Genomic DNA, 10,116 nt, shown 5'->3' with positions numbered 1-10,116 from the left:
TTGTAAATACTTTTTCCTTATTTTTTTTCTTTTTTCGACTTTTATTCTTTTTATTCATTTTCATTAAAATAATACATCATTATACTTCCAGCAATCGCAGCATTCAATGATTCAATTGTCTTAATTGGAATATAGCCAATTTGATCACATTTACTTAATATTTCCTTATTCATCCCATTGCCTTCATTACCAACTATATAGGCCATCTTTTTACTAATCGGAATCTTTTTTATATCTACTCCATTTTCTAGTGCACTTCCTATAATACAAACTCCTTTATCTTTTAAAATTGGAATCACCTTACTTAAATCCCTATATATACAACTTATATGAAAATTTGCACCTTGCATTGACCTCAATAATTTATCATTATATAAATCCACACATTTATTTGATAAAATAACTTGATCAATTGAAAATGCTAACGCTGTTCTAATTAATGTTCCTATATTTCCTGGATCTTGTAAATCATCCAGAATTAAATAACGTTTCCCCTCAATTAATTCTTCATTTTTATTAATTACACATTTTGCCATTATTGTTTGTGGTGATTTTGTAAAAGCTAATTTAGCCATTATCTCCTCACTGACTAAGATTACTGGGATGTCACTATCAATCGATTTTGTCGAAATTAGATATTCAACTTGTTTAACCTTTAAAGCTTCTGCAACTAAATGTTCACCTTCTACTAAATAACATCCTAATTTATCTCGATATTTTTTTTGTTTTAATTTAATTAACATCTTAATAGTATTGTTAGTTGTCGAAGTAATCATATTCCAATCTCCTTTAATTTTTTTATTTTCACTTTATAATCAGGCATACGTTTTTCTATTTCTTGATAAAATAATTTTGAATGATTCGGCTGAATAAAATGACATAATTCATGTATAATTACATAATTAATCAAATATTTTTCTATATGAACCAAGGCTAAATTAAAGGATACTTTATTTTGTCTTGGAAAACAAGCTCCCCAACGAGATTTAAGTTTTTTAATTTCAATTAGAGGAACAATAAGATTAAAATCATTATTTAAATAATAATTTATTTGTTCAAATATGTATTCATATAGTATCTTTTTTAATTCAATTTCAATCGTCTCTTGAATCTTATGATGATAAACATAAATTTTATTATCATGAAAAACAGCTTTATATTCATTTAAATCTTTTAAAACTATTTGATAGTATTGATTAAAAATATATACATACCCTCTATCAACATAATCATACTTTGGAAAATAATTATTAATCTGTTTTAAAATAATCTCTTTATGATCATAAATTAATTTCTCAATATCATTAATTGAAAAAACAGGTGAACTATTTACAATGACTTTACCAGAAACAATCTTTAAATAACATCTTTTTATTTTTTTTATGTTTAATTGATATTCTATAATTTGATTATTTAATTTTATTTGTCTTTTTTCCATAATTTCCTCGTATAAAATCCAATAATATTCCTATAATAATTTAGGAGTGATAATATGGATATTCGTAATGCATTACTAACTAAATTGCATAACAGTTCTTTTAATGAATTAAAAGGAATTATTGATGAAGGTATAGCTTCTAGAGAAGAAACAATTCTTCCAGGATTAGGAGTATTATTTGAGGAATATTATAATTCCTTAAATAATACTCAAAAAGATGAAATTGTAAACTCTTTATGCAATTTACTGAAATAGACTCGTAATGAGTCTATTTTTCATTTAGATAATAATGATAGGTTTGCAAATCCTCCTCATAATCCTCTTTAAAATCCTTACAACATAATTCTGTAAGATTGAGTGCGAAAATAACAATATTTTTTTTCAGTAAGTAAATTCAATATACTATCGATTTATGATAACTTAACAGATGACAAGAAAGATACTGTATAAAATATACTTTATTGCTACCATCCTAAGTAAAACGTGCGTATTGTTATATAAAAGTATCACATTTTTACAAGTATTTATTTAATGTATTTAATTTCCAATTTTCTTCTTTATTCTTTCCCATCTTCATCATAAATAAAAAACCAGGTGATTCACAGAGTCTTCCTGCGACATTATTTGCTTTTATCACAAAAAGTTCACTCAATTCCTCACATATACTAATTCCAATCAAATAAACATTTAGAACAATAAAATTTTTTTGTTTCTCCCCTACAGATAAATCATAAAATCTTAAGTCAGTTATCAACATTTAATATTTTAATTGTAACCTGTTCATTTATGCATTTCTCTTCTTGATCAAATGAAGAGTTAAAATATCGTTACTCTCTATAAAAACTGATTGTTATGTGTATTTTTTATAATACTCACCTTAATTGATCAGAATTTTTTATGTTATTACCACAAAATACAGCAAGAAGCAAAAAGTTAATATGTGATTATTTTTTATAATATTTAACTTCTTCTTTAATTGATCTTATTAACATAAATATAGCCAATAAAATAAAATTGATTTTAAATAACTGATTAAAATCAATTATTGATATAATTATTAAAATAATCAAGGGGATTACTGTACCATAAGAAACTAAACTCTTTCCCTTAATAATGATTTTTGCATGTGTTTTATCTTTATTTCGAAAAGTATCAATAATAATTTTATACACTTCAAATAATAAATAATTTAATATCCATAACAATAAAAAGTATGTAGTTATATATAAATTATCTGTAAATATTTTAATAATTGCTCTGACTATAGTCATATTAAAATAATTTGAAAAGTCATATACAAAAGAACACAATGTAATAATAAATGTTGCGATAGCATTTCGAGCCAAATAAAATATTATAAAATCTTTTTTTAATTTATCCATAATAATCACCTACTTGACGAGTAATTAAATCAATTGAAAAAGCAAATTTATCATTTTCATTACTAAATATTATTACAACACTTAAATCTTTATTTTTAAAATTACCAGTGTCTAAATAATATGTTCCATAATTATTTGAATTAACTAAATCTTTGCTTAGTCCTGATATTTTTTTAAAAACCACATAATTATCATTATTTTCTTTTTCTTTTTTCGGATCTTTTAAATAACGATATTCTAATGATATCATAGGATATTCTTTTATAATATTTTCATTAGTAGTTTTTAAGTTTCCTAAACGTATCATCTTTTTAGAAATACTAGCGTTTTCAATACGATATTCTTTATTAGAACCCTCTAATTGCTCTATTGGCGTTATTTCTAAATTTAATTTATTAATATTTTTATCATTTATATTTATTAATAATTGTGCTGTTTCAATATTATCTAATTTTATTTTTTTATTATCTTTAATTATTTTATCGATTGAATAATCCAACTTGTCTTTAGAATAATCACTTAATTCTACTTCATATTCAAATTTTTGTTTATTACCTTTTAATATTAATTTAACAACCGGAACTATACTAGTTTCAATCATATCATTATTTTTAAAAATAATTCTCCCATCACCTAAAGAAAAATTATCTTCATTGTGATATGCTTCAATATTTTCAACTTTTACATCATCATTTTCACCACTTAATAAATAATCATAATACACAACTTCACTATATGTTTGAAAAGCAAAATTATCATACATATAAAATAATGTCATTGAAACTATCAAAGTAAATATAATTGTAATAAATAAATTTTGTTTATTTTTTTTATTCATAATTTATCACCTGCTGTAGTATATTATAACTTATTTTAATGTATATAGAAAGAAAAAGAATCTCTTACAAATCGACAACTCTTATTTTTATATCTAAGTTTATAACAAAAAAAGAACTGTTGTAGGTTCTCTACTAACAGTTCCTCAGAAAATTATTCTTCAACTTTCTTTCTTCTTAATACTGCTACTGCTGCTCCCGCTAATAGCATTACTGCTCCTAGTTGACTCATATTATTTGAATCTCCTGTCTTGATAGCATTTCCTTTTCCACCTGTATCTCCTGGAGTTACTGGTGTTTCTTCCTTAGCTTCCAATCCTTCCATACTTCCTTTTAAGCTTTCTATCGCTCTTTCTACTGTTGCATAGTCTGCTTCTGGATTTGCTAATACTTTGTTTGCATTTTCTACTTCTTTTTGTAATGCTTGCCAGCTTCTTGCTGTATAGTTTGCTGCTTTTAGCTGGTTTGCCTGATTGATTAGATCTTCTAATAAATCTTTATTTGGTTTTAATCTTAATTCTAGGAATGCTTTGATTAATTTTGTATAGCTTTCATTTACTTCTTCCTGCATTGCGTTTTCATCTGCTATAACATCTTTAGCTCCGTTCAATACTGGAAGCATTGCATTCCATGATGTTTCACTGTAATCTGCTGGATTTAAACCTTCTATTTGACTTACCAGTTTATTTAGATCTGTTTTATTTCCTTTATAGAACTCTAACATATGCATTGCATTAGCTAGGCGGTCAAAAGCATTATCAACCTGACTTTGAGTAGCTTCATTGTTTTCCATAACAGCTTTGGCATTTGCTAATGCTGCCTTAAATTCATCAACTACTGCAGGTACAACATTTTCTAGATCTTTTTCAGTAACTTTATTAGCTACTTCAACTGCTATTTGTAAAGCTAATTTATTAGCTTGTCCTTCAACATCAATCTTTTCAAGAGCATCAATTGCATCATTTAATGCTTTTAATGCATCATCAATTTGTTGTTGAGTAGTCGCAGTATTTAATAATTCAGACGCATTTGTTAATGCTGCTTTAAATGCATCTTTAGCTGGTCCATCTTTATATAAATCTAAATTAATTCCACTTGCATCAACTACTGCTTCATTAAGTGCTTCTTTATCTAAAACAACTACTTCTTTTAAATTAGCAATAGCATCTTTTAACGCTGTTACAGCATCATCAATTGCTTCTTGAGTTTTAGCAGTAGATAAAACATTTTTAGCTGCACCATATGCATCTACAAATGCTGTTTTTTCTGCTCCATCTTGATAATTAGATAAGTTTTGATTAATTACATCAGCTAAAGCAATTTGTTCTTCTAATTTACTAAAATCTAGAATAATTACTTCTTCCAATAATCCAGCAGTTCTTTCTAATTCTATTTTAGCATTATCAACTTCTTTTTGAGTTGCATTTTCGTTATCTAAAACAGCTTTAGCATTATCTAGAGCAGCTTTGAATGCTGTCCAAGATTCTGAAGTATAATCACTTTCATTATAAACTACATATTCATCATATTTTTCTTGTAATTTAGCTTTATCTACAACATCTGTACTTTCTACTGTGAATCTAAGTTCTGCCCATGAAGCATGGTCATTGTAATCAGCACCATTAGTGTCAACATTTAAGATAATATTTTGTTTACCTGTAACATCAACATCAATTTCTTTTGATTGCATAGCTCTCATAGAACCAGAGTTATAGATTTCCTCTCCATCTGCAATTACTTTAAAGATTACATCAGCTCTATCTTCACCAGTAACGGTTTGATTAGAGTTGATACCAATAATACCTTTTAAATTAGTGTATCCTTTACCACTAATATCTACTCCAACTTTACTTGGTGCATGAACTCCAACACCTTTAGCAAAATCAGTTACAACACCATTTACGTATAATGACACTGGGTTAGAATCACATTGATCACGACCATTAGCGAAATAACCACCTTGATCAAGTGTCCAATCCATATCTGAAACATACATTTCATCTACTTCTCTAAATGTAATAGTGTAAGTTTTTGTAATACCATAACTTGAAGTTGCTTTAATAACCACAACAGCTGGTAAACTATCTGGTTGTTTAAATTCTTCAACTACAACTTTACCATCTGTAGTAACTACATCAACTACAGGAAGTTTATCATATGAACCTTTTAATAATTTAACTTCATATGAATCTTTATTTACATCAAATCCATTAATTTCTTCTCCATTAACTAAAATAGATTTAATTGGTAAACTTGATTGTGTATTTTTATTACTTTGTTCCATCAATGTATCTGTATCATTTGTATTGATAGGAACGATTCTAAAGGTATGAGAATAAGTTTGTCCTTTTTTAAGAGTATATTGATCTAAAGGTCCAGGACCACAAGCTGCCCCACCTAATCCACGTTGTACTTGATCAACATTAAATACGATATGATCAGATTTTGGAACTTGATACATATGGCGTTTTCCATCCATATCTTCATCTTCATAACGTGAGACAGAACTACTCATATCTTCTTGAGCAGCAACCATGAAACCAACACCATCATCATTAGTTACAGCAGCCCAACGAACATCAGTTCTATTTCCATTTTCTTGTGGTTTTAAATATTTATTTTCACCATCAATTGCATCAACTGTTGTTTCATATACATCAATTAACGCTGCAGTATTTCTATCACTATAGTTTTCAAATGGTCCACGACCATAATATTTATAATTACTAAATTCAGTTGGTACATTAAATTTCATACCAATTCGTGTTAAATTATTAGCAATAGTAGTTGCTGGCGTAACAGTATTAGTTACTACAACTTCACCATTACCATAAATTTGATAACTAATAGTATTAGGGGAATTATTTCCCTTAAGAGTTCCAGTTACTTCAACTTGAACCAAATTGTTATTGTTCTTAGTTACTTTTACATTAGATACATTGAAATTATCTTTTGTATTAGCTAGATTTGGATCATTAGCTGGATCATTATCAATAGTAGCACGGAAATAATTAGGGGTTGGCCCCTCATTCATTAATGTTTTACCAGCAAAAGTATAATCTGAAATATAACCAGTTGTCTTATCTAATGATAAGGCAAAATCTTTACCATCAACATTACCAGTAATATTTAATGCTTCATCTGTTTCTTCAACATTATTAAATTCATTATCACCATCAATTGCAGGTTGTGTAATTGTAGTAACATAAGCTAGATTGATTTGTTCATATGCAATAGTATCGCCTGCATGACCATTATAGTCACCAGCCCAAATTTGATCTTCTTTTAAAGTAACATCAAATTCTAAGAAATAATCTTTACCTTCAGCTTTTTGTACCTCAGGTAATTCTACAGTAATTTCTTTTTCTGATAAAGGAGCTAAATCCTTTTGTTCATCAGTTAAAGTACCTTCTTTTAATACCTTGTTATTTTCTTTAAATCGCCAAGTAACATTATAGCTATTTAAATTAGTATTTAAGAATTCATTGACAATACGTACTGTACCATCAGTTGCTTTACCATCATTATAGAAATTAATTTCTTGGAAGATTTTTTTAGCATCTTTAACTTTACCACCAGCAGTACGATCTGCATTGACAATACCATTTCCACAGAAATCGCCACTGTTTACACGAGTATCATTCCAATCTCCACCATATCCCCAATATGATTCAGCATCATAATTAGTTCCAGTATTAGAAATCTTATCATTTGCAAAATCCATTGCATAAACAACACTTGCATCGGTTTCACTCATACTATCTAATATAGCAATTTCTTCAGCAGTTAAAGCTTTGTTTAATACTTTAACACTATCAATCGCTCCATTCCATGAACGACCAGAGTTTTCTGGATCATAACCAACACCAACACTTAAACCATTTGTATCGAAAGGTGCTGTAGCTTTATTAGCTACTTGAGCTTTTAACTCACCATTATAGTATAATTTATAGTTACCATTAGCATCACATGTTGCTGTTAAATGTTTCCAGTTTCCATCTGTAAAATCAGCTGGAATCGGCATAGTAAGTGTACCAGTAGTCCATCCATTTACAAAGAATTCAATATTTGTTCCTTTTGAAATCTTTAAGTTATATCCACCAGTATCACCTTTCGACAAGATTGCCTGGTCACCAGTAGTTCCATTAGATTTTACCCAAGCATCTAAAGTAAGTCCAGTGCTTGAATTAGCAGTTAATTGAGTTTTAGCAGGAAGTGTAACATAGCCATTTACTGCTTTTGTTCCATTTCTACCGTCAATCAAAGAACCAACAACTGTACCTTTAGTATTTGTCTTTGCATCAGTTACGGCATAACTTTCAGTATTAATTACTTTAGTTTCAACTGATTGATCGATCCAATCCCATACGAAACCACCTTGAGCATTGTCATATGTACGGAATACATCCCAATACTCTTTTAAGTTACCTAATGCATTACCCATAGAATGAGCATATTCAGATTGGATATATGGTAATTTGTTAGCTTTATTTGTTACATGTGAAACTATCCAAGATACACTCTGATATTGTGTACTATAAATATCTACCATTGATTCTTCACGGGTAGCTCCATAACGATTTTGGCGTTCATATTTACGAATACGGCTTGGATCTCTTTCTAAAATCCATCTAGTAGAATTCCAGAATGGGAAATCATCATTTAAAGTATAATTTTTATAAGTCGCTTCATTTCCTAAAGACCAGATTACAACTGAAGCATGATTCTTATCACGTTCAACCATGTTTTGAGTACGACTCATGACTTCATTATTCCAAACTTTTGTATTAGGAATATCACCATTACTAGAACCAATATGAGATTCAATATTAGCTTCGTCACACATATAAATACCAAATTCATCAGCTAATTCATAAGTTAAAACATTATTTGGATAATGTGAAGTACGAATAGCATTTACATTGTGCTCTTTCATCATTTTTAAATCAGTGATAATTTCTTCTTTAGTCAAGGCACGACCATTTTCTAAAGAAGTTTCATGGCGATTTGTTCCACGGAACATAATCTTTTCACCATTAATTTGCATTTGTTGTTGACCAGCATCATTGATAACAACATTTTCAATTTTTCTAAATCCAATTCTTTGAACTGCAGTTTCAATAACTTTACCACTACTATCTTTTAATTGAAGTACTACACGGTATAAGTTAGGCGAATCTGCAAACCATTTCTTAGGATTAGTAACATTTGCTTTACCAGTTTTTTCAACACCTAAGTCATCAACTAATTCCTCTAAATTTTCTTTAGCAGGGTCTAAATTATATTCCATTTTAATTGGATTTGCTAAAACTGGATCATCATTTTCATTTGAATAAAGTTGTGCTTCAACAGTGTATTTTCCACCTGTTGCACTCGCAAGATTTCTTACAGATGCATCAATAGTTAATGTTGCATCTTGATTATTTTCATCTAATTCTGGTTTAATAAAGAAATCTCTTAATTCTACTGTATCTTTAGAATATAAGAATACATCTCTAAAAATACCACTTAAACGAATAAAGTCTTGATTTTCTAAATAACTACCTTTTGACCAGCGATATACTTGAACAGAGATAGTATTTTCTTGTCCTGCAATACTGCCATCAGCATTTGTGTTTAAATAAGGGGTAATATTGTAATCATCGGCAGTATAGCTGTCTTCACCATATCCTACTTTATGTCCATTTACATAAAGATAAAAAGCAGACTCAACACCTTGGAATGATACAAATACTTGACGTCCATCCCAATCATCACTTACTTTGAAACTGCGTTGATAATGAGCCACACTGTTATTTACAGTAGGCGCATGAGCTCCATTCGGATCCATTTCAACACTTTCAAAATTTTGCCATGGATACTGTTGATTAGTATAGATTGGTGGTTCATATTTAAAACTACCATCTTCATTTCTAATCGCTTGAATAGTACTAGGCACACTAACTTTGTCCCATCCTTCACTATCCCAATCAATCGTATCATCATCTGGATCGCTAACACGACCAGCTGGATTTTGAGCGAATTTAAAATCCCACTCACCATTTAATGATGCATAATAATTAGATTTTGAAGGGTCTTTTGATAATGTTGATTTTTCATTATCCATTCCAACTTTAGCGTCATGATACGGAATAAAGTTAGAATGTGCATATTCTCTATTTTCTTCTACTATTTCTAACTCATCGTACCATAACTCTCCTTCATATGGGCTAGCTGCACTAACTAAAATTTGTCCTGATGCTGCAAGACAACTAACAGTCAATGCACTAACTAATATGGAAGGCATAATCTTCTTCATTTCTTTATCCTCCTCCTTTTCCCTTATACTACATATTTTATTAGTAAAGCTTAAAAATTGTAATACAATATTTTATTATCTAGGGAGAAGAATTTATTTTTTTGATATAATATTTTACATTTCTCAAAAAAAATTATACAAAAAAAGGCTCATGACAAGCCT

General features: G+C 28.8%; 7 protein-coding genes. 1 reads left to right on the top strand and 6 read right to left on the bottom strand.

Annotated features, from left to right (window positions below; all coding sequences use genetic code 11):
- Positions 1-50: 50 nt before the first annotated feature.
- Both ACLR9T_RS10205 and ACLR9T_RS10200 read right to left on the bottom strand, forming a co-directional pair.
- Positions 51-776 carry a TrmH family RNA methyltransferase gene (locus ACLR9T_RS10205; protein ID WP_413109440.1) on the bottom strand — a complete coding sequence of 242 codons (726 nt, stop codon included), beginning with the start codon at positions 774-776 and terminating at the stop codon, positions 51-53.
- Positions 773-1,438, bottom strand: coding sequence for a M48 family metallopeptidase (locus ACLR9T_RS10200; protein WP_413109439.1), 666 nt, complete (start codon positions 1,436-1,438; stop codon positions 773-775). Before ACLR9T_RS10200 ends, ACLR9T_RS10205 begins: the two co-directional genes overlap by 4 nt.
- Positions 1,439-1,492: 54 nt before the next feature.
- On the opposite strand from ACLR9T_RS10200, the gene sspI reads away from it, so the two are divergent.
- Complete coding sequence (gene sspI / locus ACLR9T_RS10195) at positions 1,493-1,693, top strand: small acid-soluble spore protein SspI (RefSeq protein WP_413109438.1); 201 nt, start codon at positions 1,493-1,495, stop codon at positions 1,691-1,693.
- 259 nt (positions 1,694-1,952) lie between these two features.
- Here sspI and ACLR9T_RS10190 read toward each other — a convergent pair whose 3' ends face one another.
- The 4 genes from ACLR9T_RS10190 to ACLR9T_RS10175 all read right to left on the bottom strand — a co-directional run bounded on the left by ACLR9T_RS10190 (position 1,953) and on the right by ACLR9T_RS10175 (position 9,954).
- A complete protein-coding gene (locus ACLR9T_RS10190) occupies positions 1,953-2,195 on the bottom strand; it encodes a hypothetical protein (protein ID WP_413109437.1) in 243 nt (80 codons plus the stop codon).
- A 187-nt stretch (positions 2,196-2,382) separates the two neighbouring features.
- A complete protein-coding gene (locus tag ACLR9T_RS10185) occupies positions 2,383-2,820 on the bottom strand; it encodes a hypothetical protein (protein WP_413109436.1) in 438 nt (145 codons plus the stop codon).
- Positions 2,813-3,658 (bottom strand): hypothetical protein, encoded by an 846-nt coding sequence (locus tag ACLR9T_RS10180; protein ID WP_413109435.1) that lies wholly within the window; start codon positions 3,656-3,658, stop codon positions 2,813-2,815. Before ACLR9T_RS10180 ends, ACLR9T_RS10185 begins: the two co-directional genes overlap by 8 nt.
- A gap of 152 nt (positions 3,659-3,810) precedes the next feature.
- Positions 3,811-9,954 carry a glycoside hydrolase family 2 TIM barrel-domain containing protein gene (locus ACLR9T_RS10175; protein WP_413109434.1) on the bottom strand — a complete coding sequence of 2,048 codons (6,144 nt, stop codon included), beginning with the start codon at positions 9,952-9,954 and terminating at the stop codon, positions 3,811-3,813.
- Positions 9,955-10,116: the final 162 nt, after the last annotated feature.

The sequence above is a fragment of the Thomasclavelia sp. genome (assembly GCF_047249845.1).
Classification (GTDB): domain Bacteria; phylum Bacillota_I; class Bacilli_A; order Erysipelotrichales; family Coprobacillaceae; genus Thomasclavelia.
This window is presented reverse-complemented; position numbering and strand designations above follow the sequence as displayed.